The sequence below is a fragment of the Diaphorobacter sp. LI3 genome (assembly GCF_022807955.1).
Lineage (GTDB): Bacteria > Pseudomonadota > Gammaproteobacteria > Burkholderiales > Burkholderiaceae_C > Diaphorobacter > Diaphorobacter nitroreducens.
The window spans coordinates 2,314,566-2,338,210 of record NZ_CP094346.1; the positions used below are offsets into that span (position 1 = coordinate 2,314,566).

Here is a 23,645-nt window from a genome sequence, read left to right on the forward strand (position 1 = left end):
CTAGGCAAAAGACGGCAGGCGCAGCACCGTCTGCCGGCAAATGGGCTAGAACAGCTCCACTTCGTCGTGCGCCACCTTGATCTGCAAGGCGCCACTGTTGACCAGATCTTCATAGAAGCAGACCTGGTTGCGTCCATGTTCCTTGGCATAGTAGAGCGCCTGGTCCGCGCGCCCCAGGATCTCCACCGGCGAGCCCTGTTGCGTGGCCGCGAAGCCGATGCTCACGGTGATGTGTCCGATCTGCGGGAACACATGCGTCTGCACGGCCGCGCGCAACCGCTCCAGCGCCTGGCGCGCCTGCGCCAGCGTGAGGGAACGCAGCAGCACCACGAACTCCTCTCCGCCGAAGCGGAAGATGCTGTCCTGGCTCTGGAACTGCGTGCGCAGGCGGTTGGCCACCAGGATCAGCACCTCATCGCCATAGAGGTGTCCAAAGCGGTCATTGACCGACTTGAAATGGTCGATGTCGATCACCGCCAGCCATTGGCGCACGGCGTCTTCGCCCTCGCCTGGGCTGGCGGGTGCGCCGGTCTGTCGTGAGAACTGCTCCTCGAAGGTCTTGCGGTTCAGCAGCCCGGTGAGCGCGTCCCGCTCGCTGTAATCCAGCAGGCTCTGGTAGTTTTGGTAGACCAGGAACACGCCCATGATCACGTCGCGCTGGTGCCGCGTGAAGCGGCGGGACTGGGTGATTTCCAGGCACGCCGTGGGGCGCCCGCCCAGCCACATGGGCAGCCAGAGCGTGTGGCGCTGCTCGGAGGCACGCGCGGCGCTCTCGCCCTGGGTGGCGATGCAGTGGGCCAGTTCAGGCTCTTGCGCCAGCGGAATGCGCTGGGGATCCGAAGCGGCGTCGTACTCACTGGAGACTAACTGCCCTTCGTGGCTCCAGCTGCGCGGGCGCAGCATCAGGACTTCGTCCTGCGTGAACAGCTCCAGCGCCCGCACGTGCACGATATGGCCCAGCTTGAGCAGCGTGGACAGCACCGAGACCTCCAGGCGCAGGTGGTCCCGGTGGGCGGTCATTTCGGCCAGGTTCTGGAGGATGGGCTTCATCGGGAAACGGGAATAGACGCTCAGCGGCGCGTGAACACCAGGTCCCACACGCCATGGCCGAGCCGCATGCCGCGGTTCTCGAACTTGGTCAGGGGGCGATAGTCCGGCTGCGGAGCATAGCCCTCGGCGGTGTTGGACAGCAAGGGTTCGGCCGACAACACCTCCAGCATCTGCTCCGCATACGGCTGCCAGTCGGTCGCACAGTGGATGTAGCCCCCCGGCTTCAGGCGTGCCGCCAGCTGCGCCACCAGCGGCGGCTGGATCAGGCGGCGCTTGTTGTGGCGCTTCTTGTGCCAGGGGTCGGGGAAGAAGATATGCACGCCGTCGAGCGATCCGGGCGCCAGCATGTGCTCCAGCACCTCGACGGCGTCGTGCTGCAGGATGCGGATGTTGTGGATGTCCTGCTCGCCGATGCGCTTGAGCAGCGCGCCCACGCCGGGCTCATGCACCTCGCAGCACAGAAAGTTGTCTTGCGGGCGCACGCGCGCGATGTGAGCCGTGGCCTCGCCCATGCCGAAGCCAATCTCCAGCACCAGCGGCGCGCTGCGGCCGAAGGCCGCAGTGGCGTCCAGCAGGGCGGGCGCATAGTCCAGCACGTAGCGCGGGCCCAGCTCTTCCAGCGCCTTGGCCTGGCCGGTGGTGGTGCGGCCGGCGCGGCGCACATAGCTTTTGATGCCCTTGGGATGGGCGACGTCTGCCGGGGCGCTGCCTGCGGCACCGGGCATGGGGGGGGCCGCGGGGGCCTGCGGGTCTTGCGAAGAAAGCGTTTGAGTCACAGCGGCGAATTGTAGGTTCCAGGCCATGCCTTGACCCAGAATGCGAGCGCATCGGCGATGCCTGCTATGCCTGTAGGTGACGGCAGTCCCAGTACCTGGGCTGCGTTTGTCAAAGCCTGCAGCGGCTGGCTGTCGTCGATGGGGGGAGCGCCATGTTGTTTGGAGAGCTTCTCGCCATCCGCCGCACGTACCAGGGGCGTATGCAGGTACTGCGGCGTGGGCACGCCCAGTGCGGACTGCAGCAGGATCTGGCGCGGCGTGTTGTCGGCCAGGTCTTCGCCGCGTACCACATGGGTGACGCCCTGGTCGGCGTCGTCGACCACGACCGCAAGCTGGTAGGCCCACAGGCCATCTGCACGCCGCAGCACGAAGTCGCCCACCTGCCGCGCCACATCCTGAAACTGCGGGCCCAGGCGCCGATCGGTCCAGGAGACGCCGGAACTTGCTATTGAATAAATAGCTGTTTGCGCTTGCTGGATGGGTGCTGGAGGGATTTTTGATTGATACCTCTGGGTATGGAAGCGCCAGGCGCGCGGCGTGCGTCCACCCAGGCCGTGGCGGCAGGTGCCAGGGTAGGGGCGTTCCACATGGCGTTCATGCACTAGGCCTTGCGCCTGCAAGGCGGCTTCGATGTCGCGGCGCGTGCATGCGCATGGGTAGGCCAGGCCGGCGTGGAGCAGCCCATCCAGCGCCTGCTGGTAGCGGGGGCCACGGGTGGATTGGTGCAGCGGCTGCTCGTCGGGCAGCAGGCCGCAGCGGGCCAGCTGCGCCAGAATGCGCTCGTCGGCGCCGGGCACGCAGCGCGGCGGGTCCACGTCTTCGATGCGCACCAGCCAGCGCCCGCCGCGTCCTCCAAGGGCCGCGCGCGCGTCCAGCCAGCTGGCCAAGGCGGCGACGAGCGAGCCCGCGTGCAGCGGGCCGGTCGGGGAGGGGGCAAAGCGGCCGACGTAGCCCGCAGCCGCTGTCATGCAGCGGTGAGCGCGAGCTCCAGGCCCGAGACGAAAGCGTCTTCCAGCCGGTGCCCCAGGCACCAATCTCCGCAAACGCCCAGGCCCAGGGAGGCGTCCCACAGAAAGCTCTGACCCAAGGGCTTTTGCGTCTGCGCGTGGCGCCAGCGCCGCATCTCGGCATGCGTGGGCGTGGCGCGTATGCCGGTGACTTCGGCAAACGCCTTGATGAGCTTGGCCTGCACGCGGGGGGCCTCGTCGTTCAGGTGCTCCAGCGACCAGGCGGGACTGGCCTGCACCGTCCAACGCTCGATCTGTGTCCGGCCGGGCTTGCTGGACTCACGGGCCAGCCAGGCAATGCGGTGGTGCGTACTGCGTGCAGCGTTCCACTGCGGACCGAGCGTGGTCAGCCCGGGGCGCACGGCCTGCGCAAAGGCGAGCATCAAGGTCCAGCAGGGCGCGATGTCCACGCCGGCCAGGGCGTCGTCCCACGGCGTGGAAACGCCGGACTGCTGCAGCAGCGCCCGCGACAGCGGTGCGGGCTGGGCCAGTACCACGCCATCGAAACCCGCATACACCTGCGATCCCCCATCCAGCGTCTCGGTGCGCAGCTGCCAGGCCGTGGGTCGCATGGCGTCGCGCTCGATGTGCGTGACGGCCGTGCGCGTGTGCAGGTGCCCTTCACGCGCCAGTGGTGCGGCCCAGGCCTGAACCAGCGCATCCATCGCGGGGGCGGCCACCCAGTGCGCTTCACCGGGCGGTGGCGCGGCGGTGGCGACGCGCCCGGCAGCGTCCAGCACGCGGATGGTGGTGGCACTCCATGCGCGGCACAGGCCGGAAACGGTGTCCAGCGCCCGCTGAAAGCGTGCGTCGCGTACCGTGAAGTACTGCGCGCCCGAATCAAAACTGCCAAAGGGCGACGCCAGCGCCGCCGTGCGCCCGCCGGGCTGCGGCGCCTTCTCGAAGACGGTGACCATGTGGCCCGCCTGGGCCAGGGTGCGGGCGCAGGCCACGCCGGCCATGCCGGCACCCACCACGGCAAAGCGCCGCGCGGCGCCCAGGGGCGCGACCTGCTGGCCTTGTTTCAGTCGATCGCTGGAGCGGGAGGAAAAGCGGGTCATGGCAGGCCTTCGATGACGTCGGAAATGGGCTGGTGCAGTGCTGGTAATTAGCGCAGCGCTAGTGTTGACTCTACACGCGCCGCGCGGCCCACGCATTCAGAACTGGTGGTGGTTTTCCAGCAGCGCACGGCGTGTGGCGTCACTTTGCAGTTGCGACAGCCACCACTGCAGCGCGCGGCCTGGCGCAGCGTGCCCGGGGCCACCCCATTGGTAGCTCAGGCGCACGTTGCGCGCGGGGCGCGCCACCTGCCGCTCGACCAGATGGCCGGCTTCGAGGTACGGACGCACCATGGGCTCGGGCAGAAAGCCCCCGCCCAGGCCGCGCAACTGTGCATGGATCTTGGCGCGCATGTTGTCCACGGTGAGGACGTCCTGCCCCGCGAGGATGCCCATGGTCACGTTGCTGCGCCGTGCCGAGTCGGCCACGGCGATCGCGCGGTGTTCGCGCAGCGTGGTGTCGCTGATGGGCTCGGACACCTTGGCCAGTGGGTGATGGGGCGCCACGACGAAGATGAAGCGCACCTCGCCCAGCGGGGCGGATTGCAGCCCGGCGACGTTGGAGGCACCCACGGCCACGCCGATGGCCAGGTCTGCTTGGCCCGACGTCAGCGCTTCGGCCGTGCCGCCGAGGATGCCGTCGCGCCACTTCACGCGCGTGGGTGGACCGAGGGCGTAGAACGCCTCCACCAGCTCCAGCATAGTGGTGGGCGAGATGACGCCGTCCACCGACAGCGTGAGCTGCGGCTCCCAACCCGTGGCCACGCGGCGCACGCGGTTGGCGATGGCGTCCACGTCCTCCAGCAAGCGCTTGCCTTCGCGCAGCAGCTCCATGCCGGCATCGGTGGGCCGTGCGTGGCGGGCGCTGCGGTCGAATAGCAGCACGTCCAGCGCATCCTCGATCTGGCGCACACGGTAGGTCAGTGCGCTGGGCACCACGCCGAGCTGGCGTGCCGCCGCGGCAAAGCTGCCCGTCTCCGCAATGCTCTGCAGCATGGCCAAGTTTTCAGGGGTCAGGGCATCGCGGGTGTTTTGCATGATCGACGGCCTCTTCGTTCAATGAGTTTGAATGATGCCTTCAAGCCCGCTGTCCCTGCAAGTGCGCTGCGCGACCTACAGTTCTCTCCAACGCAACGCATTTCCAGGAGCAACCCCATGCTGACCCTTCGCAAATCGCAAGATCGCGGCCACGCAGACCACGGCTGGCTCAATTCGTACCACAGCTTCTCGTTCGCGGGCTACTACGACCCGCGCCACATGGGCTGGGGCAACCTGCGCGTCATCAACGAGGACCGCATCGCGCCGGGCACGGGGTTCGGCACCCATGGCCACCGCGACATGGAGATCATCAGCTACGTGCTGTCTGGCGAACTGGCGCACCAGGACAGCATGGGCAACGTCAAAGGCATTCCGCCCGGCGACGTGCAGCGCATGAGCGCCGGCACGGGCGTGATGCACAGCGAGTTCAACCACGCCGAGGGCCAGCAGACGCACTTTCTGCAGATCTGGATCGAGCCCAATGTGCGCGGCATCGCGCCGAGCTATGAGCAAAAGCGCTTTCCCGACGCCGACAAGCGCGGCCAGTTGCGTCGCGTGGCCTCGCCCGACGGCGCGCAAGGCTCGGTCACGATCCATGCCGACGCCACGCTGTACGCGGGCCTGTTCGACGGTGCTGAGGCGGCGGAGCTGCCCATTGCCGCAGGGCGCAAAGCCTACGTTCACCTGATCCGCGGTACGCTGCAGGTCAACGGACAGCATCTGAGCGGGGGCGACGCGGCCCTGCTGGATAACGAAAGCAGCGTGACCCTGTCCGGGGGAAGCGATGCCGAAGTTCTGGTTTTTGATCTCGCCGCGTGAAGTCTGCCCATCCATTTCAACCTTAGGAGTTCCGCCATGTTTGCTACCCTGCAAAACCCTCTGACCCTGGTGGGCCGCATCCTCATCGCCCTGTTGTTCATCCCTGCGGGGTTCGGCAAGATCAGCGGCTTTGCCGGCACCGTGGGCTACGCCACGTCCGTGGGCATGCCCATGCCCACCGTGGCCGTTGCCGTCGGTCTGTTGATTGAACTACTGGGCGGCCTGGCACTGCTCTTCGGATTCGGAACACGCATCGCTGCGCTGGCGCTGGCCGTGTTCACGCTGGCGGCCAGTTTCTTCTTCCACGCCTACTGGGCTCTGCCGGCGGACCAGCAGATGATGCAGCAGCTGTTGTTCTTCAAGAACGTTGCCGTGACGGGCGGCCTGCTGGCATTCGCCGCCTTCGGTGCCGGGGCATGGAGCGTGGACGGCGCACGGTCCGGGCGCTGATTGCTATTAAAAAAGAAGCTGCTTGCGCTTGATGGATGGGCCTTGGAGGTCGATAGGACCTGAAAATCCCATCAACTGTTGGAACGCTGCCAACGGCCGTCGATGCGCAGCTCATGCGGCATGAAGCGCGCCTTGTAGTTCATCTTCGGGCTCTGCTCGATCCAGTAACCCAGGTAGACATACGGCAGGCCCAGCGTGCGCGCCTGCTGTACCTGCCACAGCACGTTGTAGGTGCCGTAGCTTGCGCCCGGCTCGGGCTCGTAAAAGGTGTAGACGGCGGAGAGGCCGTCCTCCAGCACGTCCAGGATGGACACCATCTTCAGTGTCCCCGGCTGCCCGTCGGCCCCGGTCTCACGGAACTCCACCAGCCGCGAATTGACCCGGCTTTGCAGCAGGAACTGCGTGTACTGGTCGATGCTGTCCTGGTCCATGCCGCCCCCGGCGTGGCGTGCGTTCTGGTAGCGCAGGTATAGCTGGTAATGCTCGGGCAGGTAGCACAGGCGCAGCACCCGCGCCTGCAGGCCGGCGTGGCGCTTCCAGGCACGGCGCTGGCTGCGGTCGGGCTTGAATGGATCAACCACCACGCGCAGCGGGGTGCAGGCCTGGCAGCCGTCGCAGTAGGGGCGGTAGGTGAACATGCCGCTGCGCCGAAAGCCCCGCGCCACGAGGCCCGAATACACATCGTTCTGAATCAGGTGACTGGGCGTCGCCACCTGCGAGCGCGCCTGCCGCTCGGGCAGGTAGCTGCACGGGTAGGGTGCCGTGGCGTAGAACTGCAGGCTTTGCAGCGGAAGATCGTTGAGTTGGGTCACGCCGCTGAGGGGTTGGGCAAAAGCTCGGTCCAGTATACGGGCTCGAATTTCCAGGTGCAGGCAGGGTCTTGCCGCGCTCGCGCCACGTGATTCAGGAACTGCGAACGTTCCATCTCCCGGGCGCCCAGCGAGGCCAGATGGCCCGTGTTCTGCTGGCAGTCGATCAACCGGACCCCCTCGCGCCGGCACAGGCATACCAGCGCCGCCAGGGCGATCTTGGAAGCATCGGTCGCGTGCGCGAACATCGATTCGCCAAACACGGCCCGTCCTAGCGCCACGCAATAAAGCCCCCCCACCAGTTGCCCGTTCACCCAGGTTTCCACGCTATGGGCATGGCCAGCAGCATGCAGCGCCTCATACGCGGCAACCATGGAGGGCACGATCCAGGTGCCGGACTGCCCGGCCCGCGGCTTGTTGGCGCAGGCGTGGATCACGGCGGAAAAGTCGCTGTCGATGCGCACCTCGCAACCGGGCGTGGCGCGAAAGCGCTGCAGCACGCGGCGCAGCGAGCGGTGCAGACGGAATTCCTGCACATGCAGCACCATGCGCGGGTCCGGACTCCACCACAGGATGGGCTGGCCGGTGCTGAACCACGGAAAGACGCCCTGGGCATAGGCCTGCACCAGGCGAGGCACCCCCAGCGTGCCGCCCGCGGCCAGCAGGCCGGGCGCGGGAGAGTCTGTGCCCCAGGCACCGTCGGTGGGTGGAAAAGGATCGTCGGGTTCCAGCCAGGGAAGCGATGTGGTCATGCAGGCAATCAAGGGCGCGCGTGGAGCGCGATTGTCGCCCGCCCGCGTGCTCAGAACGTGATCAGGACGGAGGACGCGCTGCGCTGGTGTGCGCCATGGAATACCGCCTCGATGTTGTTGCCGTCCGGGTCCAGCGCAAAGGCGGCGTAGTAGCCCGGGTGGTAGGACCGCTCGCCCGGGGCGCCGTTGTCGCGCCCGCCATGCGCCAGCGCCGCGCGGTGGAAGGCATCCACCATCTCGCGGTCCTTCGCCTGGAAGGCGAGGTGGTGCCGCCCCGTGAGGTGGCCATTAGCGGCGGGGCTGCTGGCCGTGGAGACGAACAGCTCGTCAGCCCAGAAGTAGCTGTCGGTCTGACCCCCGACGGGGATTTGCAGCGCGCCCAGCACCGCCTCATAGAACCGCAGGCTGGCGGGCAGGTCGCGCACCACCAGTTGGATATGGTCGATGAGGCGGCCGCGGTGCAGTTGCTGGACTTCCATCTTGGCACTCCTTTCCTGTCGTGGCGGAATACCGCGCGACCCAGCGCGCGGTGCGTCCGGTCATTCTAGGCAGGGGCGCGTGCCGGCCTCTCAGCGCACCATGCAGGGCCGCTTGGGGTCGAACTGCCAGCCCGGAATCAGGCTTTGCATGCCGATGGCGTCGTCGCGCGCGCCCAGGCCGTGTTCCTGGTACAGCGCATGCGCGCGCTGCAGTGCGGCGCGGTCCACCGTCACGCCCAGGCCCGGGGTCTTGGGCACGTCGACGAAGCCGCCGCGGATCTGCAGTGGGTTCTGGGTGAGGAACTGCCCGTCCTGCCAGATCCAGTGCGTGTCGATGGCCGTGACCTTGCCCGGAACGGCGGCCGCCACGTGGGTGAACATGGCCAGCGAGATGTCGAAGTGGTTGTTGGAGTGCGACCCCCAGGTCAGGCCCCAGTCGCGGCAGGTCTGGCCCACGCGCACGGAGCCGGCCATGGTCCAGAAATGGGGGTCGGCCAGCGGGATGTCCACGGACTGCAGCGACAGGGCGTGCACCATCTGGCGCCAGTCGGTGGCGACCATGTTGGTGGCCGTAGGCAAGCCCGTGGCGCGGCGGAACTCGGCCATGACCTCGCGGCCCGAGAAACCCCCTTCGGCGCCGCAGGGGTCTTCGGCATAGGCCAGCACACCGCGCATGTCGCGCATCAGGCGGATGGCGTCCTTGAGCAGCCAGCCGCCGTTGGGGTCCAGGGTGACGCGGGCTTGCGGGAAGCGCTTGGCCAGGGCGGTGACGGCTTCGACCTCCTGCTCGCCGGCCAGCACGCCGCCCTTGAGCTTGAAGTCGTTGAAGCCGTAGCGCGCGTGCGCGGCTTCGGCCTGGCGCACGATGGCGTCCGGCGTCATGGCCTCCATGTGGCGTACCTGGTGCCAGTCGTCGGTGCCTGAACGGTCCTCTCCCGCCTGCACGTAGGGTTTACCGGTCTTGTGCGACGGCCCCACGAAGAACAGATAGCCCAGCATCTCCACGCGCTCGCGCTGCTGGCCTTCGCCCAGGAGCGCCGCCACGGGCACGCCCAGGTACTGGCCCTGCAGGTCCAGCAGTGCGGATTCGATGGCCGTCACGGCGTGCACGCCAACGCGCAGGTCGAAGGTTTGCAGGCCGCGCCCACCAGGGTCACGCCCTTCCAGGGTCTTTTGCACCTGCTGCAGCAACTGCAGGCGCTCACCAATGGAGCGGCCGATGAGCACGCCGCGACTGTCCTCCAGCGCCCGGCGGATGCCTTCGCCACCGGGGACTTCCCCCACGCCGGTGCGACCCGCGCTGTCATGAATCAGCACCACGTTGCGTGTGAAGAAGGGCGCGTGCGCGCCGCTGAGGTTCATCAACATGCCGTCGCGCCCGGCGACGGGGATGACTTCGATCTCGGTGATGGTGGGAGTCTGTGACATGGTTCGGGGAAGCAGAAAAAACGGAAATGAAAACGGCCCGGACGTCAGGCGGAGTGCGCCTGCCGGGCTGCAGCCGCCGACCAGGGCACTTCCTGCACCGGCGCGCCCGTGGCAAGGCAGCTGTGCAGGTTTTGCAGCACCAGGTCGGCCATGGCACGGCGGGTCTCCTGGGTGCCGCTGGCGATGTGCGGGGCCAGGACGACGTTGTCCAATGCGAGCAGTGCTGGCAGCGGGTGGGGCTCGTCCTCGAACACGTCCAGACCGGCGCCGGCAATCCGCTGCTGCTGCAGGGCGGCGGCCAGCGCGGCCTCGTCCACCACGCTGCCGCGCGCTACGTTGACCAGGAACCCCTGCGGGCCCAGCGCGTCCAGCACCTCGGCATTCACCAGGTGGCGCGTGCTGTCTCCGCCCGCAGCGGTGATGACGAGGAAGTCCGCCCAACGCGCCAGCTCCATCAGTGACGGCAGGTACTGATGGGGCGAGCCCTCCACCGGCCGGCGGTTGTGGTAGGCCACCTGCATGTCAAAGCCCGCGGCGCGGCGCGCCACGGCAGCGCCGATGCGCCCCATGCCGAAGATGCCCAGGCGCTTGCCGCTGGCGCGCGTGTGCACGCCAAAGCGCTGACGGCTCCAGTCACCGCGGCGCACGAAGCGGTCGGCCGCGGACAGGCTGCGCGCCGCGTCCAGCAGCAGGGCGAAGGCCATGTCGGCCACGCAGTCGTCCAGCACACCGGGCGTATAGCCCACGCGTGCGCCGCACTCCAGCAGCGCAGCCTGGTCCAGTGCGTCAAAGCCCACGCCAAAGCTGCTGACGAACCGCAGGCGGGGCAGGGCGCGCACCACGTCGCCCGGCAGCCCCATGGCGGCGGAAGTCACCACGCATTCGAAATCTGCGCCGTGTGCGGCCAGGAAGCCGGCCCGGTCTGGCTGCTCGCTGAGCACGGTCACGTCGAACTGGGCGGCCAGTTCGTGGTCCAGCGCGGGCAATGGCATGCGGCCGTACTGGAGGATGCGGGGAGGGCGGTGTGTCATGGGGGCGGCAGAGGCAAGAGGGCGCCCGCACCGGCAAGTGCGGCGCGGACGTCGAGAGGGCGTGGCAATCAGTCGATGCTGATTTTGCGGGCTTCGATGAGCGTCTTCCAGCGCGCATATTCGCGCGCCTGGAAGGCCGTGAACTCCTCGGGGGTGTTGGCAACGATCTCCATGCCCTGGTCCGTTAGGCGCTTCTTCAGCGTCGGCTCATTGATGGCCTGGATGGCGGCGTCCGCCAGCTTCTTCTTCACATCCGCGGGCAAGCCCTTGGGCGCGGCCATTCCTTGCCAGGAATAGATCTCGGCCCCCTTCACACCGGCCTCGGCCAGCGTGGGCACGTCGGGCAGAACGGGGGAGCGCTTGTCGCCCGTGACGGCGATGGCCGTCAACTTACCGGCACGGATGTGCGGCAGCACCGCGTTCACGTTCTGGAACGAGAAATCCACCTGTCCACCCAGCAGATCGTTGATGGCCGGTGCGCCACCCTTGTAGGGCACGTGCACGCCCGTGGTGCCGCTTTGCTGCCAGAACAGCTCGGCCGAGAGGTGGTCCGACGAGCCATTGCCAGAGCTGGCAAAGCTGATCTTGCCTGGTTGCGCCTTGAGCGCAGCCACCACCTCGGCCAGCGTACGTGCCTTCTGCGCGGGCGATGCGACGAGCACATTGGGCGCTTGCACGGGCAGGGACAGGTAGTCGAAGTCCTTGACTGCGTCATAGGGCACGTTCTTCACCAGATGCGGCGCGATCACGTAGGGGCCGAGCGAGGCCACGAGCAGCGTGTAGCCGTCGGGCGCGGCGCGCTTGACTGCCGTGGCGCCAATGGTGCCGGTGGCGCCCGGGCGGTTGTCCACCACGAATGCCTGGCCCAGTTTCTCGCCCATGTGCTGGGCCATGGCGCGGGCAATGGTGTCGGTGGAGCCGCCGGGCGGGAACGGTACGACGATGTTCACGCTCTTTTCCGGCCAGGCGGCCACGGCAGACAGGGCCACGCTGGCCGCGAGGGCCACGAGGACTTTTTTCATGGGGTGCTCCTTGGATCTTTATGTGCCGGGATGAGCGGCCCCGCCAACGCTGGGCGGGGCCAAAATGCATCAGACAGGCTCGACCTTGCGGATCAGTTCGGCCAGCATCTCGATCTCTTCAGCCTGCAAGTCGGCCAGCGGCGCACGCACGGGGCCGGCGGGGTGGCCGACGATCTTGGCGCCGGCCTTGATGATGCTCACCGCGTAGCCGGCGCTGCGGTTGCGGATCTTCAGGTAAGGCATGAAGAAGTTCTTGAGCAACTGGTGCTGCGTGGCCTGGTCGTCGTTCTTCACCGCTTCGTAGAAACGCATGGCTGTTTTCGGGATGAAGTTGAACACGGCGGACGAATACACCGGCGTGCCCAGCGCCTTGTAGGCGGCGGCATAGACCTCGGCCGTGGGCAGGCCGCCCAGGTAGGCCAGGCGGTCGCCCATGGCCAGGAACATGGAGGCCATGCCCTCGATGTCGCCCACGCCATCCTTGAAGCCGACCAGGTTCGGGTTGCGCTCGCACAGGCGGGCAACGGTTTCCGGCGTGTAGCGGGTGATGCCGCGGTTGTAGATGATCACGCCGAAGTTCACGCTCTTGCACACGGCTTCCACGTGGGCTGCCAGGCCTTCCTGGCTGGCTTCTGTCATGTAGTGGGGCATGAGCAGGATGCCGTGCGCGCCGGCCTTCTCGGCGGCCTGCGCGCATTCGATGGCAAAGCGCGTGGGGCCGCCCGCACCGGCAATGATGGGCACCTTGCCGCGGCAGGTGTTTACCGCCGTCTGGATGATCTGCGGATATTCGCTGGCCGTGAGCGAGAAGTACTCGCCCGTGCCACCCGCAGCAAACAATGCGCTGGCGCCGAACGGAGCGAGCCACTCCAGGCGCTCGGCATAGCCCTTGGCATTGAAGTCGCCGTTGTCATGGAAATCGGTGATGGGGAACGACAGCAGGCCGGAACTCATCACGTTCTTCAGGTCTTGGGGAGTCATCTCAGTCTTTCTTTCAAAGCCGCTGCGCGGCAGGTTGGCGACGTGGGGTTAAAGAAGGGAAATCGGGGCGCGGTCAGCGCTGCGCATTCAGTCCAGCTGCAGCTTCTCTTGCTGCACGACCTTGGCCCAACGGGCGCGTTCGCTGGCAAAGAAGCTGTCCACTTCCGACGGGGACATGGTCACCACTTCGGCGCCCTGGCCCGTGAGGCGTGAGCGCACATCGGGCGTACGGATGGCGGCCACCAGGGCCTCGCCAATGCGCTTGGTGATGGCCGGCGGTGTTCCTGCGGGCAGCATCACGCCTTGCCACGAGCCGGTTTCGAAGCCCGCCACGCCCTGCTCGGCGATGGTGGGAGAGCTGCCGATGAGCGGCATGCGCTCGCGCTTGGACACACCCAGCAGCTTGAGCTTGCCGCTTTGCACATGGGGATAGGTGGCCAGCATGCCGTTCATCAGCACTTGCGTCTGGCCGGCCACCGTGTCCTGCACCGACTGCACGCCGCCCTTGTAGGGCACGTAGACCCACTTGGCGCCCGTGGCGCGGGCCAACTCCACACCCGCCAGGTGCGGTGCGCTGCCGGTGGCCGTGACGGCGAAGTTCAGGTCGCTGGTTTTGGACAGCTCCACCAGTTCCTTCAGGTTGTTGGCCTTGACGGAGGGGTGCACACCAACAAGTGGGGCGAATACGCCAGCATGGCAGCGCCGCGCAGATCCTTGGACGGATTGAAGGGCAGCTTGGTATAGATCGACGGGCTGATGGCCAGCGCGCCCAGATCGCACAACAGCAGCGTGTAGCCGTCAGGCGACGACTTGGCCACGATATCGGCGCCCAGATTGCCGTTCGCACCGGGCTTGTTCTCGACGATCACCGGCTGCTTGAGCGACTCGGACAACTGCTGGCTGATCGAGCGGGCAATGATGTCCGAACTGCCGCCCGGCGGGTAGGGCACGACGATCTTGAGCGGACGGCTGGGCCAGTTGTCTGCGGCGTGAACCATGGTCGTGCTGCAGGCCAGCGCGGCGCAGGCGAGGGCAAGGCGGCGGGTCAAAGTCATGCGATGTCTCCTGTGGTTGTGTGGGTTAAGTTATACGTCATCGTATAACATCAACAAAAGAACAACAAACGTTTCAGCGCAAATTTTTCAGTGGATGGCTTGTGAGAGGGGCTTGTATCTTTAAACCAGACCAGCGCGGTAGAGTCTGAACGCCGTTGAGGCGGCCAGACCGGCCCGTGCAGTTTGGTAGGCGCTGGGGTGATAGAGCCCGTGACTGAGTACAGAACGCATGGCCGCCGCGCTGGTCTTCGTGAAGCCCGAACGGTTACGCGCGCCTTGATTGAGCGCGCATGCACAAGCAAGGGATCTGAAGATCATGTCTGTTACCTCAGTGACGGTGGGCATCGACGTGGCCAAGGCGCACGTGGATGTCTGTGTGCTGGGTGCCAAGAGCAGCGCCCAGCGGTTTGACAACGATGCCGAAGGCCACTCGGCGCTGGCGGCTGCCCTGCAGCCCCTGGACGTGGGTCTGGTGGTGATGGAGGCCACCGGCGGCTACGAGGCCGCGTTAGCGTGTGCCCTGCAGGCCACAGGCCTGCCCGTGGCGGTCATCAACCCGCGCCAGGCGCGCGACTTCGCCAAATCCATGGGACGCCTGGCCAAGACCGACGCGGTGGATGCGCGCACGCTGGCCGAGCTGGCAGCGGTGCTGCTGCGCCGCGACGATCTGCAGCGCTTCTTGCGCCCCCTGGCCGATGAGCGCCAGCAGTGGCTCGCGGCCCTGGTCACGCGCAGGCGCCAGTTGCTGACCATGCTCCATTCGGAGCGCCAACGGCTGCAGATCACGCCCAAGAAGCTGCACGCCAGCATCGAGGCCATCGAGGCGGCGATCAAGGCGCAGCTCGATGAGATCGAAGAGCAGATGGTCACGCATGTGCGCGAGCACTTTGGGGAGCTCGACACGCTGCTGCAGTCGGCTGCGGGAGTCGGCCCGGTGGCCAGTGCCACGATGATTGCCGAGCTGCCAGAGCTGGGCCGGCTGAACCGGCGCGAGATCGCTGCATTGGTGGGCGTGGCGCCCATGGCCAATGACTCCGGCGGCAGCAAGGGCAGGCGGCGCGTACAAGGCGGGCGCTTCGAGATCCGCCGCGTGCTGTACATGGCAACGCTCACGGCCACCCGCTACAACCCGGCCATCAAGGCCTTCTACGAGCGTCTGAAGGCCGCTGGCAAGTTGCCCAAGGTCGCCCTGGTCGCTTGCATGCGCAAGTTGCTCACCACGCTCAACGCCATGGTGCGCACTGGAAAACCTTGGGACAAGTCGCTTCATTGCGCTTGACTTCGAAGACGGTTACTCAGGCGGGCAGGGCGGCCGCCGCGGCGGCCGCTTCCTGAGCCTGGCGCAGCCGTTCGCGGCTGTTGGTCAGGTGCACGCGCATGGCCGCGCGGGCGGATTCAGCATCCTTGCGCGCAATCGCCATGTAGATCTCTTCGTGCTCTCGGTTCACGCGCTGCAGGTAGCCGTCATTCGGCGGGGAGCTGCGCGCGGTGCCCACGCGGGTGCGCGGAATCAGCGTGGTGCCCAGGTGGTTCATGATGTCCGCAAAATAGCGGTTACCGGTGGCCTGGGCAATCTGCAGGTGAAAGCGAAAGTCGTGGGCTACCGTGTCTTCGCCCAGTTGCGTGCTCTGCGCAAAGTCATCCAGTGCGGCACGCATGGCCTGCAATTGCCCCTCAGTACGGCGTTGCGCGGCCAGCCCAGCCGACTCGGTCTCCAGGCTGATGCGCAGCTCCAGCACGGCCAGCACGTCCACGGACTCGGCCAACTCGGAGGGGTCCAGGAAGAACATGCCGCCGCTGCGGGGTGGCAGTACGAAGGTGCCGATGCCGTGTCGGGTCTCCACCATGCCGGCGGCCTGCAGCTTGGACAGCGCCTCGCGCACAACCGTGCGACTCACATCGTAGCCCTGCACCAGCTCCGATTCCGTGGGCAGCTTGTCGCCTTCGCGCAGCAGGCCTTGGCGAATCTTGCTTTCAAATTCATCGAACAGCACCTTGGCCAGGCTGCGCCCTGCGCTGCGGCCCGCTCTGCCGCGCAGTGAAGAGGCGTGCTGGGCTGCGGACGCGATGGATTCGGGTAATCCCGTGGAGGGCGTGTTCATGGATGTGATCATAATTCGTTGCACGTTATCAGACAACATATCTCTTATTCGAGCCGGAACGTGAAATGCCGGCACGGATGCCCCTCTCAACGCACGAAGATGAGCACCTCCCACGCGATCCGCCACATCCGCATCACGCCCATCGCCTTCCGCGACCCGCCGCTGCTCAATGCGGCCGGCATCCACGAGCCGTGGGCCCTGCGCTCCATCATCGAGATCGAGACCGCCTCGGGTCTGGTGGGCATCAACGAGAGCTATGGCGACCAGCCCATGCTGGACGCATTGACCAAGGCGGCGCCCGCCCTGGTGGGTCTGTCCCCCTGGGCGCTCAACGCAATGGAGCAGCGCGTGGCGGCCCTGGTCGCACCGCCCGCACAGGCGGCCTCGGAATTCCTGGGGCAGCAGGTGTCGTTGGCACCGGGCACGCATGTATCCAAGACCGTGGCCAAGGTCATCAGCGCGTTTGAAGTGGCGATGCTGGACCTGCAAGGCCAGTTGGCCCAGGCCCCGGTCGTGGATCTGCTGGGCGGCGCGGCGCGCGACAGCGTTCCCTTCTCGGCCTACCTGTTCTACAAGTACGCCGAACACATCGACCAGCCCTATGCGCCGGATGCCTGGGGCGAGGCGCTCACGCCCGCGCAACTCGTCGCCCAGGCGCGGCGCATGATCGCCCAGTACGGCTTCCAGAGCATCAAGCTCAAGGCCGGCGCCTTGCCGCCCGACCAGGAGGCGGCCGGCATCCTGGCGCTGGCCCAGGCCTTTCCGGGTATGCCGTTGCGCATCGACCCCAACGCCAACTGGACGGTACAGACCAGCCTGAAGGTGGTGCAGCAGCTGCGTGGCGTGCTGGAGTATTACGAAGACCCGGCCCCTGGCCTGGAGGGCATGGCTGCCGTGGCGCGCGCGATGGAGCGCGAAGGCGACGTGCCGCTGGCCACCAACATGGTGGTCACCGACTTTGCCGAATTCCGCCGCAACGTTGACCTGGGCTGCCCGGTGAAGATCGTGCTCAGCGACCACCACTACTGGGGCGGTCTGCGTGCCACGCAACGGCTGGCCACGCTGTGCAAGACCTTCGACCTGGGTCTGTCCATGCACAGCAACTCCCACCTGGGCATCAGCCTCGTCGCCATGACGCACCTGTGTGCCAGCGTGCCGCAGCTCACCTATGCCTGCGACACGCACTACCCGTGGCAGGACGAGGAGGTCGTCGAAGGCGGCCGCCTGCAATTCGAACAGGGCAGCCTGCGCGTGCCTACAACGGCGGGCCTGGGCGTCACGCTGGATCGCGAGGCGCTGGCCCGCCTGCACGACAACTACCTGCACTGCGGCATCCGCAACCGCGACGACCTCGGGCAGATGCGCAAGTACGACCCCGGCTTCACCGGCCGCCAGCCACGTTTCTGAGTCCTTTCCATCCAACCAGGAGACATCCCCCATGCAACGCCGCACCTTGATCAAAAGCTCCCTCGCCGCCGCCAGCGCCTTGCTGCTGGGCAGCGCATTGACCCCCTTGCCTGCGGCAGCGCAGGGCACTTGGCCCGCGGGCAAGGCCATCACCTACCTGGTGCCCTTTCCACCCGGCGGTAATACCGACACGCTGGCTCGCGTGGTAGCCCAGCCTCTGGGCCAGGCCCTGGGCACACCCGTGGTCATTGACAACAAGGGCGGCGCGGGCGGCAGCGTGGGATCGGCCATCGCCGCGCGCGCGCCCGCCGACGGCTACACCATCCTTGGCGGCACCATCAGCTCGCACGCCATCAACGTGAGTCTGTACCCCAAGCTGGACTACGACCCCGTCAAGTCCTTCACGCCGATTGCCATGCTGGGCTCGGGTCCGCTGGTGCTGGTGGTGCCCGCCGCCAGCCCGTACAAGACGCTCGCGGAAGTGCTCGCCGCCAGCAAGGCCAAGGCCGCGGCGGGCGGCCTGTCCTCGGCGTCGCCCGGCAGCGGCACCTCCAACCACATGGCGCTGGAGCTGCTGGCCTATCAGACGGGCGTGAAGTTCACGCATGTGCCGTACAAGGGCAGCGGCCCGGCCGTGCAGGACGTGATCGGTGGCCAAGTGGACATGATGTTCGACACCGCCCTGGTCGTAGGCCCGCACATCCAGTCGGGCAAGCTGCGCCCCATCGCCGTGACCAGCTCCAAACGCGTGGAGTCGCTACCCGACGTGCCCACCATTGCCGAAGCCGGAGAAAAAGGCTTCGACATGGGCTCCTGGCAGGCCGTGTTCGCGCCCGCCGGCACACCCAAGCCCATCGTGGACCGACTGCACGCCGAGATCATGAAGATCGTCGCCACCCCGGAAGTCCAGGCGCGCCTCAAAGCCTTCGGCATGGTGCCATCCACCATGACGCCCGCCGAACTGGCCACATTCCAGAAGGCCGAGGTGGCCAAGTGGGCGCAGGTGATCAAGGCCGCAGGCATAAAGGCGGAATGACCCCTGAGCGGCCGCACGCCTTTCGCTAACGGAGATGCCGCCCCGTTGCCGGGTAGCCCTTGCACGGCAACCCGGTGGCAGGCGTCAGCTCCGCCGCCCGCGGGCGGCCGTAGCGCCATGGAAACTGGAAAAGACATTGGTATGAGTACACAAGCCCCGCTTTGCATCGCCATGCACCCGGCCGACAACGTCGCCATCGTGGCCAACGATGGCGGCCTGCCTGCTGGCACGCGGCTGCCCGGCGGCCAGGTGCTGGTGGACAAGGTGCCGCAGGCGCACAAGGTGGCGCTGGAAGACATCCCCGAGGGCGGTGCCGTGCGCCGCTACAACGTGGTCATCGGCTATGCCCTCAAGTTCATAGCGGCTGGCAGCTGGGTGCACGAGCGCCTGTTGCAGATGCCCGATGCGCGTGCGCTGGACGGCCTGCCCATCGCCACCGCCAAGCCGACGCCGATGGAGCCGCTGGCGGGCTACACCTTCGAGGGCTACCGCAACGCCGATGGCTCCGTGGGCACGCGCAACATCCTTGCAATCACCCAGACGGTGCAGTGCGTGGCCGGGGTGACGGACTTTGCCGTGCAGCGCATCAAGGCCGAGTTGCTGCCCAAGTACCCGAACGTGGACGACGTGGTGGCGCTGGAGCATGGCTACGGCTGCGGTGTCGCCATCGACGCGCCGGACGCGGCGGTGCCCATCCGCACGCTGCGCAACATCAGCCTCAACCCCAACTTCGGCGGCGAGGTGATGGTGGTCAGCCTGGGCTGCGAGAAGCTGCAGCCCGAGCGCCTCATGCCGCCTGGCGCCATTGCTCTGGTGGACCAGCGTACCCTGCAGGAGGCACCGCTGGACGTGGTGTGTCTGCAGGACGAAGCCCATGTGGGCTTTATGTCCATGGTCGACTCCATCTTGCGCCAGGCCGACGAGCACCTGAAGCGCCTGAACGCACGTCGGCGCGAGACGGTGCCTGCCAGCGAACTGGTGGTGGGCGTGCAGTGCGGCGGCAGCGATGCCTTCAGCGGCGTGACCGCCAACCCGGCCGTGGGCTTTTGCACCGATTTGCTGGTGCGCGCCGGCGCCACGGTGATGTTCAGCGAGGTGACCGAGGTGCGTGACGGCATCGACCAGCTCACCGCACGTGCGGCCACGCCCGAGGTGGCGCAGGCCCTGATCGACCAGATGGCCTGGTACGACGCCTACCTGGCACGCGGACGCGTGGACCGCAGTGCCAACACCACACCGGGCAACAAGAAGGGGGGGCTGTCGAACATCGTCGAGAAGGCCATGGGCTCCATCGTCAAAAGCGGTAGCGCGCCCATCGCCGGCGTAGTGGCTCCGGGCGAAAAGGCGGTGCAAAAAGGTTTGCTCTACGCGGCCACCCCCGCCAGCGACTTCATCTGCGGCACGCTGCAACTGGCGGCGGGCATGAACCTGCACGTGTTCACCACGGGGCGCGGCACGCCTTATGGGCTTGCGCAGGTGCCGGTGATCAAGGTGGCCACGCGCAGCGATTTGGCCCGGCGTTGGCACGACCTGATGGATGTGAACGCCGGCCGCATCGCAGACGGGCAGGCCACCATCGAAGACGTGGGCTGGGAGTTGTTCCACCTCATGCTCGACGTGGCCAGCGGCCGCAAAAAGACCTGGGCCGAGCACTGGAAGCTGGCCAACCAGCTCGTGCTGTTCAACCCGGCGCCGGTGACCTGACCTGCTTGTTCGACCCACCCCCGGCAAAACCCACAACGGAGATCCCGACATGCCTCACGAGAAGAATGCGGCGCCCGGCGTTGCCACGCGGCGCCATTTCCTGGCCGGCGCGGTGGCCGCCACGGCCGCAGGTGCTGCCACGGCGCAGAGTTTTGAATTCAAGCCCCAGCAGCGTTACCCCGACCCATCGGTGCAGGTGCTGGACCCGCAGTTCGCCAAGTACCGCATCTACAGCAGCAGCGTGGAGCAGATCGCCACCGGCATGCGTTGGGCCGAAGGGCCCGTGTGGTTCGGAGACGGGCGCTACCTGCTGGTATCCGACATTCCGAACAACCGCATCATGCGCTGGGATGAGGCCACCGGTGCGTGGGGCGTATTCCGCCAGCCCTCCAACTTTTCCAACGGCCTCGCGCGCGACCGCCAGGGCCGCCTGCTGACCTGCGAGCACCTGACGCGCCGTATCACGCGCACCGAGTACGATGGAAGCATCACCGTGCTGGCCGATGGCTACAACGGCAAGCGCTTCAACTCACCCAACGACATCATTTGCAGCAAGGACGGCGCGGTCTGGTTCACCGACCCGCCGTTCGGCATCGCCGGTCATTGGGAGGGCGAAAAGGCCGCGCCAGAGCTGCCGCACGGCGTCTACCGCATCGACCCGGGCGGCGCAAAGGTCAGCCAGGTGCTGGGCGACCTGGCGGGTGCCAATGGCCTGTGCTTTTCGCCCGATGAGAAGGTGCTCTACATCGTCGAGGGCCGCCACCAGCCGCATCGCGTAGTGTGGGCCTACGACGTGGGCCCGGGCGGGCGGCTGTCCGGCAAGCGTCTGCACATCGACGCGGGCGGCCCGGGTGCCCTGGACGGCATCAAGTGCGACGAGTTCGGCAACCTCTGGTGCGGGTGGGGCAGCAACGGCGCCGTGGGCGCCAACCCGGCGGACCTGGATGGCGTGATGGTCTTCAACCCCGAAGGCAAAGCCATCGGCCACATCCGGCTGCCTGAGCGTTGTGCCAACCTGTGTTTTGGGGGTGCCAAGAACAACCGCCTGTTCATGGCCAGCAGCCATTCGATCTACGCGCTTTACGTGGAGGCGCGCGGCGCTGTCTGAGTGCAAACGTCCCCGTGGCGGCCGCCCGCCACAGGGCAGGGGCCGACCCGTGAGGCCCAGGTCATCAGGGCCGCAGGGATCACGGAAGGCTGAGCCAACCGCCCCGTTCGCACAAACGCACCGCATCAACGGAAACAGCCGCCACCCCCGTGGGGGTTGGCGGCTGTTTCGCTTCTGTTTTGATAGCTGCTGGCGCTTGTTGGTCAAAGGCTAGAGGCTAAAAAGGCTTGAAACCTACTGGCTGACGCCAGCCCCGCGCTGCGCGGCTACCCTGTGGTGCGCGGCTCAGTCTTGCACGTACCAGGCGTCCTTCAGCTCGCTCACGGTGGCCTCGGCCACCTCGGGCTGTGCAGCCAGCCAGGCCTGCGTGGCTTGGCGGTCGTCCTCGGTGGCGGAGCCGCGCACGAAGGCCGTCACGAAGCCTTCGCGCACCCAGCCGGCGGCCGCCAGATTGCGGGGCACCAGCAGATCCCGCACGAAGCGGTCCATCAGCGCCTCCTCTTGCTCGGGCGTCAGCTCCTGCTTGACCTTCAGCTCGTACTCGAAGCCGAATTCCTGAAACTCGGCCACGCGCATCTTCTTGCGAAGGCGGCGGCTGCGTTGCTTGTTGGGTGGCAGTGCCATGGTCAGGTTCTCTCAGTTCAGTGAATCAAGGGCGGCATGATGGCAGAACACGCGCCGCGCCCGCCCGTCAAAGCCCCAGCACCTTGGCGACGTAATCCGCATCCTTGTCGCCGCGGCCCGACAGGTTGACCAGGATGTGCTGGTCCTGGGGCAGCGTGGGCGCCACGCGGATGGCCCAGGCCACGGCATGGGCGCTCTCCAGCGCGGGGATGATCCCTTCCACGCGCGACAGCTGCATGAACGCGTCCAGACATTCCTTGTCGGTCACGGCGTCGTACTGCACGCGGCCAATGTCCTTCAGATAGCTGTGCTGCGGGCCCACGCCGGGGTAGTCCAGGCCCGAGGCAATGCTGTGCACGGCGGCGGGCACGCCCGGCGCATCCTCCAGCACATAGCACTTCATGCCGTGGATCTCACCGGGCTGGCCCATGCTCAGCGTGGCCGCGTGCCGGCCGGGCTTGTCGGTGCCTTCGCCCGAGGGCTCCACGCCCACCAGCTTCACATCGGTATCGCCCAGGAAGGCGGTGAACATGCCCATGGCATTGCTGCCGCCGCCCACGCAGGCGGTCACGTAGTCGGGCAGGCGGCCGTGCCTGGCCTGGAACTGTTCGCGCGCCTCGCGGCCGATGATGCTCTGGAAGTCGTGCACCATCATCGGGAACGGGTGCGGCCCCACCACCGAGCCGATGGCGTACAGGTAGTCGGTGGGGTTGGTCAGGTACTCCTCGAAGGCGCTGTCCACCGCTTCCTTCAGCGTGGCCGCGCCGCGCGTCACCGCCACCAGCTTGCAGCCCAGGATGCGCATCTTGGTGACGTTGGGGTGCTCCTTCTCGATGTCCACCTGGCCCATGTGGATCTCGCACGGAATGCCCACCAGCGCACAGGCCGTGGCCAGCGCCACGCCGTGCTGGCCGGCGCCCGTCTCGGCGATCACCTTTTTCTTGCCCATGAACTTGGCCAGCAGCGCCTCGCCCAGACAGTGGTTGATCTTGTGCGCGCCGGTGTGGTTCAGGTCCTCGCGCTTGAGGTGGATCTGCGCGCCGCCCAGCAGGCCCGACAGCCGCTTGGCATGAAAGATCGGGCTGGGCCGGCCCACGTAATCGGCAAACAGCTGTGCCAGCTCGTCCTGGAAGTCCTTGCGCTGCGTGATCTCGGCATAGGCCGCGGCGATGTCGTCCATGGCGGCTTTCAGGTGCGGCGGCACAAGCTGCCCGCCGTAGGGGCCAAAGAAGCCGGCGGCATCGGGCATGGGGGCGAAGTCGGTGGAGGCTGTCATCGCAGTCAAAGGAGGAGGGTGGTTGAAAGAACTTCGATTTTGATAGCTGCCCGCGCTTTTCAGACGGGTGCTGGGCGGCATTTTCATGCTGAACCATTGCGGGGTGCTTACGGCCCGCCAACGGCAACACGGGGCAATATACGCGCGTGTTGCGCCTCACGGTTCGATACACGCCCCCGATTGCCGCGCGCCGCCGCGCCGCCACAGAATCGACCATGCACCTGCAACCCTACGAAAGCGTGAATGGCGTGCCCCTCACCGCCACGCGCGGCGACATCATCCGCGCCCACGGCCAGCCACGCAGCGAGTCGCGCAACAACGTTGGCCTGACCGCGCTGGACTATGGCGACGTGGTCTACCGCTTTCAGGACAGTGGCCGCCTGGAAGAGGTGACCACCCGCGCGGAGGCGCTGCACCTGGGCACCGTGGCCGTGCCGTTCCGTGACCTGGCCGCATTTGTGCAATCGAGCGATGACCGGGCATTCGACCGCGCCGGGTTTCTGGTCAGCCCGCGGTACGGGGATGGCCTTCGTACCGGCGGAGCCATACTGGGTGACAGCGCTGGCCCGCCATTGCGTGCAAGAGTGGGTGGCGATGGGTTGAATATCTGCCCTGAATGATGCTTTTAAGTAG

The 23,645-nt window shown here is 66.9% G+C and carries 23 protein-coding genes and 1 pseudogene; 8 read left to right on the top strand and 16 right to left on the bottom strand.

Annotated features, from left to right (window positions below):
- Positions 1-45: 45 nt before the first annotated feature.
- The 5 genes from MRB47_RS10730 to MRB47_RS10750 all read right to left on the bottom strand — a co-directional run bounded on the left by MRB47_RS10730 (position 46) and on the right by MRB47_RS10750 (position 4,929).
- Positions 46-1,050 (bottom strand): GGDEF domain-containing protein, encoded by a 1,005-nt coding sequence (locus MRB47_RS10730; RefSeq protein WP_123676742.1) that lies wholly within the window; start codon positions 1,048-1,050, stop codon positions 46-48.
- A gap of 20 nt (positions 1,051-1,070) precedes the next feature.
- Entirely contained in the window at positions 1,071-1,853 is a 783-nt protein-coding gene (trmB, locus tag MRB47_RS10735) for a tRNA (guanosine(46)-N7)-methyltransferase TrmB (protein ID WP_252100664.1), read from the bottom strand.
- On the bottom strand, positions 1,823-2,794 hold the full coding sequence (gene gluQRS / locus MRB47_RS10740; protein WP_252100665.1) for a tRNA glutamyl-Q(34) synthetase GluQRS: 972 nt from the start codon (positions 2,792-2,794) through the stop codon (positions 1,823-1,825). Before gluQRS ends, trmB begins: the two co-directional genes overlap by 31 nt.
- Complete coding sequence (locus tag MRB47_RS10745; RefSeq protein WP_088886793.1) at positions 2,791-3,894, bottom strand: NAD(P)/FAD-dependent oxidoreductase; 1,104 nt, start codon at positions 3,892-3,894, stop codon at positions 2,791-2,793. Before MRB47_RS10745 ends, gluQRS begins: the two co-directional genes overlap by 4 nt.
- A 96-nt stretch (positions 3,895-3,990) precedes the next feature.
- The gene (locus MRB47_RS10750) at positions 3,991-4,929 is read right to left on the bottom strand and encodes a LysR family transcriptional regulator (protein WP_103738228.1); all 939 of its coding nucleotides are present in this window, start codon (positions 4,927-4,929) and stop codon (positions 3,991-3,993) included.
- Between the two features lie 117 nt (positions 4,930-5,046).
- On the opposite strand from MRB47_RS10750, the gene MRB47_RS10755 reads away from it, so the two are divergent.
- Together MRB47_RS10755 and MRB47_RS10760 are read left to right on the top strand one after the other, a co-directional pair.
- Positions 5,047-5,748 (top strand): pirin family protein, encoded by a 702-nt coding sequence (locus MRB47_RS10755; RefSeq protein ID WP_252100666.1) that lies wholly within the window; start codon positions 5,047-5,049, stop codon positions 5,746-5,748.
- A gap of 36 nt (positions 5,749-5,784) precedes the next feature.
- Entirely contained in the window at positions 5,785-6,198 is a 414-nt protein-coding gene (locus MRB47_RS10760) for a DoxX family protein (RefSeq protein ID WP_252100667.1), read from the top strand.
- Between the two features lie 71 nt (positions 6,199-6,269).
- Here MRB47_RS10760 and MRB47_RS10765 read toward each other — a convergent pair whose 3' ends face one another.
- The 8 genes and pseudogenes from MRB47_RS10765 to MRB47_RS10800 all read right to left on the bottom strand — a co-directional run bounded on the left by MRB47_RS10765 (position 6,270) and on the right by MRB47_RS10800 (position 13,755).
- Positions 6,270-7,010, bottom strand: coding sequence for an arginyltransferase (locus tag MRB47_RS10765; protein ID WP_252100668.1), 741 nt, complete (start codon positions 7,008-7,010; stop codon positions 6,270-6,272).
- On the bottom strand, positions 7,007-7,759 hold the full coding sequence (gene aat, locus MRB47_RS10770; protein ID WP_041835987.1) for a leucyl/phenylalanyl-tRNA--protein transferase: 753 nt from the start codon (positions 7,757-7,759) through the stop codon (positions 7,007-7,009). The genes MRB47_RS10765 and aat overlap by 4 nt, the downstream gene beginning before the upstream one ends.
- 50 nt (positions 7,760-7,809) lie before the next feature.
- Positions 7,810-8,238, bottom strand: coding sequence for a VOC family protein (locus tag MRB47_RS10775; RefSeq protein WP_123676737.1), 429 nt, complete (start codon positions 8,236-8,238; stop codon positions 7,810-7,812).
- Positions 8,239-8,328: 90 nt separating this feature from the next.
- Positions 8,329-9,666, bottom strand: a complete 1,338-nt coding sequence (locus tag MRB47_RS10780; RefSeq protein ID WP_252100669.1) for an enolase C-terminal domain-like protein — start codon at positions 9,664-9,666, stop codon at positions 8,329-8,331.
- A gap of 44 nt (positions 9,667-9,710) precedes the next feature.
- Positions 9,711-10,697 (bottom strand): 2-hydroxyacid dehydrogenase, encoded by a 987-nt coding sequence (locus MRB47_RS10785; protein WP_252100670.1) that lies wholly within the window; start codon positions 10,695-10,697, stop codon positions 9,711-9,713.
- A gap of 68 nt (positions 10,698-10,765) precedes the next feature.
- The gene (locus MRB47_RS10790; protein WP_011805236.1) at positions 10,766-11,719 is read right to left on the bottom strand and encodes a Bug family tripartite tricarboxylate transporter substrate binding protein; all 954 of its coding nucleotides are present in this window, start codon (positions 11,717-11,719) and stop codon (positions 10,766-10,768) included.
- 69 nt (positions 11,720-11,788) lie between these two features.
- Positions 11,789-12,700, bottom strand: a complete 912-nt coding sequence (kdgD, locus tag MRB47_RS10795) for a 5-dehydro-4-deoxyglucarate dehydratase (RefSeq protein WP_252100671.1) — start codon at positions 12,698-12,700, stop codon at positions 11,789-11,791.
- 87 nt (positions 12,701-12,787) lie between these two features.
- Positions 12,788-13,755: pseudogene (locus MRB47_RS10800) on the bottom strand (Bug family tripartite tricarboxylate transporter substrate binding protein).
- A 316-nt stretch (positions 13,756-14,071) separates the two neighbouring features.
- Between MRB47_RS10800 and MRB47_RS10805 the strand changes: the two are divergent.
- A complete protein-coding gene (locus tag MRB47_RS10805; RefSeq protein WP_011804582.1) occupies positions 14,072-15,034 on the top strand; it encodes an IS110 family transposase in 963 nt (320 codons plus the stop codon).
- A gap of 16 nt (positions 15,035-15,050) precedes the next feature.
- On the opposite strand, the gene MRB47_RS10810 is transcribed toward MRB47_RS10805, so the two are convergent.
- On the bottom strand, positions 15,051-15,857 hold the full coding sequence (locus MRB47_RS10810) for a FadR/GntR family transcriptional regulator (RefSeq protein WP_088888518.1): 807 nt from the start codon (positions 15,855-15,857) through the stop codon (positions 15,051-15,053).
- A 99-nt stretch (positions 15,858-15,956) separates the two neighbouring features.
- Here MRB47_RS10810 and MRB47_RS10815 point away from each other — a divergent pair, with 99 nt between their 5' ends.
- The 4 genes from MRB47_RS10815 (at position 15,957) to MRB47_RS10830 (ending at position 21,112) form a co-directional block, all read left to right on the top strand.
- Positions 15,957-17,264 carry a glucarate dehydratase family protein gene (locus MRB47_RS10815; RefSeq protein WP_252100672.1) on the top strand — a complete coding sequence of 436 codons (1,308 nt, stop codon included), beginning with the start codon at positions 15,957-15,959 and terminating at the stop codon, positions 17,262-17,264.
- A 31-nt stretch (positions 17,265-17,295) separates the two neighbouring features.
- The gene (locus tag MRB47_RS10820) at positions 17,296-18,300 is read left to right on the top strand and encodes a Bug family tripartite tricarboxylate transporter substrate binding protein (protein ID WP_011805241.1); all 1,005 of its coding nucleotides are present in this window, start codon (positions 17,296-17,298) and stop codon (positions 18,298-18,300) included.
- Between the two features lie 141 nt (positions 18,301-18,441).
- Complete coding sequence (garD, locus tag MRB47_RS10825; protein WP_252100673.1) at positions 18,442-20,004, top strand: galactarate dehydratase; 1,563 nt, start codon at positions 18,442-18,444, stop codon at positions 20,002-20,004.
- A 49-nt stretch (positions 20,005-20,053) separates the two neighbouring features.
- Positions 20,054-21,112, top strand: a complete 1,059-nt coding sequence (locus MRB47_RS10830) for an SMP-30/gluconolactonase/LRE family protein (RefSeq protein ID WP_252100674.1) — start codon at positions 20,054-20,056, stop codon at positions 21,110-21,112.
- Positions 21,113-21,397: 285 nt separating this feature from the next.
- On the opposite strand, the gene MRB47_RS10835 is transcribed toward MRB47_RS10830, so the two are convergent.
- Positions 21,398-21,736: a YggL family protein gene (locus tag MRB47_RS10835; RefSeq protein WP_011805244.1), complete on the bottom strand. Its 339-nt coding sequence runs from the start codon at positions 21,734-21,736 to the stop codon at positions 21,398-21,400.
- A gap of 67 nt (positions 21,737-21,803) precedes the next feature.
- On the bottom strand, positions 21,804-23,012 hold the full coding sequence (trpB, locus tag MRB47_RS10840; protein ID WP_252100675.1) for a tryptophan synthase subunit beta: 1,209 nt from the start codon (positions 23,010-23,012) through the stop codon (positions 21,804-21,806).
- A 215-nt stretch (positions 23,013-23,227) separates the two neighbouring features.
- Between trpB and MRB47_RS10845 the strand changes: the two genes are divergently transcribed.
- Complete coding sequence (locus MRB47_RS10845; RefSeq protein WP_252100676.1) at positions 23,228-23,632, top strand: hypothetical protein; 405 nt, start codon at positions 23,228-23,230, stop codon at positions 23,630-23,632.
- The last annotated feature ends 13 nt before the right edge of the window (positions 23,633-23,645 follow it).

Excerpts from the sequence above, each read along its gene's own strand:
- MRB47_RS10730 (WP_123676742.1), bottom strand. The coding sequence starts at position 1,050 with ATGAAGCCCATCCTCCAGAACCTGGCCGAAATGACCGCCCACCGGGAC.
- trmB (WP_252100664.1), bottom strand. The coding sequence starts at position 1,853 with ATGGCCTGGAACCTACAATTCGCCGCTGTGACTCAAACGCTTTCTTCG.
- gluQRS (WP_252100665.1), bottom strand. The coding sequence starts at position 2,794 with ATGACAGCGGCTGCGGGCTACGTCGGCCGCTTTGCCCCCTCCCCGACC.
- MRB47_RS10745 (WP_088886793.1), bottom strand. The coding sequence starts at position 3,894 with ATGACCCGCTTTTCCTCCCGCTCCAGCGATCGACTGAAACAAGGCCAG.
- MRB47_RS10750 (WP_103738228.1), bottom strand. The coding sequence starts at position 4,929 with ATGCAAAACACCCGCGATGCCCTGACCCCTGAAAACTTGGCCATGCTG.
- MRB47_RS10755 (WP_252100666.1), top strand. The coding sequence starts at position 5,047 with ATGCTGACCCTTCGCAAATCGCAAGATCGCGGCCACGCAGACCACGGC.
- MRB47_RS10760 (WP_252100667.1), top strand. The coding sequence starts at position 5,785 with ATGTTTGCTACCCTGCAAAACCCTCTGACCCTGGTGGGCCGCATCCTC.
- aat (WP_041835987.1), bottom strand. The coding sequence starts at position 7,759 with ATGACCACATCGCTTCCCTGGCTGGAACCCGACGATCCTTTTCCACCC.
- MRB47_RS10775 (WP_123676737.1), bottom strand. The coding sequence starts at position 8,238 with ATGGAAGTCCAGCAACTGCACCGCGGCCGCCTCATCGACCATATCCAA.
- MRB47_RS10780 (WP_252100669.1), bottom strand. The coding sequence starts at position 9,666 with ATGTCACAGACTCCCACCATCACCGAGATCGAAGTCATCCCCGTCGCC.
- MRB47_RS10785 (WP_252100670.1), bottom strand. The coding sequence starts at position 10,697 with ATGACACACCGCCCTCCCCGCATCCTCCAGTACGGCCGCATGCCATTG.
- MRB47_RS10790 (WP_011805236.1), bottom strand. The coding sequence starts at position 11,719 with ATGAAAAAAGTCCTCGTGGCCCTCGCGGCCAGCGTGGCCCTGTCTGCC.
- kdgD (WP_252100671.1), bottom strand. The coding sequence starts at position 12,700 with ATGACTCCCCAAGACCTGAAGAACGTGATGAGTTCCGGCCTGCTGTCG.
- MRB47_RS10805 (WP_011804582.1), top strand. The coding sequence starts at position 14,072 with ATGTCTGTTACCTCAGTGACGGTGGGCATCGACGTGGCCAAGGCGCAC.
- MRB47_RS10810 (WP_088888518.1), bottom strand. The coding sequence starts at position 15,857 with ATGAACACGCCCTCCACGGGATTACCCGAATCCATCGCGTCCGCAGCC.
- MRB47_RS10815 (WP_252100672.1), top strand. The coding sequence starts at position 15,957 with ATGAGCACCTCCCACGCGATCCGCCACATCCGCATCACGCCCATCGCC.
- MRB47_RS10820 (WP_011805241.1), top strand. The coding sequence starts at position 17,296 with ATGCAACGCCGCACCTTGATCAAAAGCTCCCTCGCCGCCGCCAGCGCC.
- garD (WP_252100673.1), top strand. The coding sequence starts at position 18,442 with ATGAGTACACAAGCCCCGCTTTGCATCGCCATGCACCCGGCCGACAAC.
- MRB47_RS10830 (WP_252100674.1), top strand. The coding sequence starts at position 20,054 with ATGCCTCACGAGAAGAATGCGGCGCCCGGCGTTGCCACGCGGCGCCAT.
- MRB47_RS10835 (WP_011805244.1), bottom strand. The coding sequence starts at position 21,736 with ATGGCACTGCCACCCAACAAGCAACGCAGCCGCCGCCTTCGCAAGAAG.
- trpB (WP_252100675.1), bottom strand. The coding sequence starts at position 23,012 with ATGACAGCCTCCACCGACTTCGCCCCCATGCCCGATGCCGCCGGCTTC.
- MRB47_RS10845 (WP_252100676.1), top strand. The coding sequence starts at position 23,228 with ATGCACCTGCAACCCTACGAAAGCGTGAATGGCGTGCCCCTCACCGCC.